The sequence below is a fragment of the Vibrio profundi genome, assembly GCF_043642225.1.
Classification (GTDB): Bacteria; Pseudomonadota; Gammaproteobacteria; order Enterobacterales; family Vibrionaceae; genus Vibrio; species Vibrio profundi_A.
The window spans coordinates 1-1,299 of sequence record NZ_JBHZSF010000046.1 but is presented as its reverse complement, the minus strand read 5'-3'; the positions used below and the strand labels follow the sequence as shown (position 1 = coordinate 1,299).

1 protein-coding gene is annotated in these 1,299 nt (G+C 43.1%); it reads left to right on the top strand.

The genetic code is table 11. The features are described 5' to 3' along the window. Positions 1–101 precede the first annotated feature (101 nt). On the top strand, positions 102–1,295 hold the full coding sequence (locus tag ACHUFI_RS22420; protein ID WP_394253222.1) for an ISL3 family transposase: 1,194 nt from the start codon (positions 102–104) through the stop codon (positions 1,293–1,295). The last annotated feature ends 4 nt before the right edge of the window (positions 1,296–1,299 follow it).

Here is a 1,299-nt window from a genome sequence, read left to right as displayed (position 1 = left end):
TTTTTTGGTTCATCGCGGATTAGCGGGAACTTAAAACAAAAACGGTAGTAAGTGATATGGTTTAGTCGCCAAACAAAAATCATACACAAACTACCGTTTCCATGCCGAATCATACTTTCCTATCTTCATTCTGGGAAGGCTTTCAAATAGTAAAGTCTCACCAGACAGCAACACTTATTACCCTGACTCTTAAACCCAACTCTGAAGCTAAATGCCTCTGTGGTCTTGAAGCAGAGGCTATCCATGAGTATCAATGGCGTCATGTAAAGGATGCCATGTTACTCGGTGTTCCAGTTGAACTTTCCGTTCAAACACGAAGGATTAAGTGTCGCGACTGCGGCATAAAAACAGAGTTACTATCTTGGTTAGAGCCTTATGCTCGTATAACGAAGCGCCTAAAAAGCTATATAGAACAACTATTACCTCTTATCCCTATTAAGCATATCTCCCAGTTAACGAGCGTTCATTGGCACACCATTAAAGAGATAGATAAACGCCGTCTTAGACAAGTTGTACCGTCAGTAAAATGGGAAGACCTAAGGCAACTCGTCATGGACGAGTTCGCCATCTTTAAAGGACATCGATATGCCACGGTCATCGCTGATGCTAAGACTCACCAAGTCATTTGGATAGGATTAGGTCGTAGCCGCAAAGACATACGACCGTTCTTCGAACGATTAGGCGAGCATGGGATAAATATCGAAGCCGTCGCGATGGACATGAATACGGCTTTCGATCTTGAAGTTCAAGCGCACTGTCCGAACGCAAAAATCGTTTACGACTTATTCCATGTTGTCGCTAAGTTTGGTCGCGAGGTGATGGATAGAGTTAGAGTCGACCAAGCCAACAAACTTAAGCAAGACAAAAAAGCGAGACAATGGGTGAAGCGTTCACGCTGGGTATTGCTGAAAAATAGAGGTAACTTAAATACACGCCAAGAGAGCTACCTTACTGAAATATTGAATATCAATAAGGATTTAATGACCACTTATATACTCGGAGCACAACTCAAAGAGCTTTGGTATTGTGAATCAGAAGGGCAGGCAAAGAGGCTCTGGGACGCGTGGTGGGAACAAGTGCAAGAGAGTGGGATTAAGCCATTAAAAGAGTTCGCCCGAAAACTCAGACCATATCTTCACGGGGTTATCGCATCGGCAAGTTATCCGTTAAATACCTGCACACTTGAAGGGATAAACAACAAGATAAAGTTAATAAAGAGAATTGGGTACGGTTATCGAGATACAGACTACTTCTTCTTGAAGATAAAAGCGGCTTTCCCCGGAAAGCCGCGATGAACCT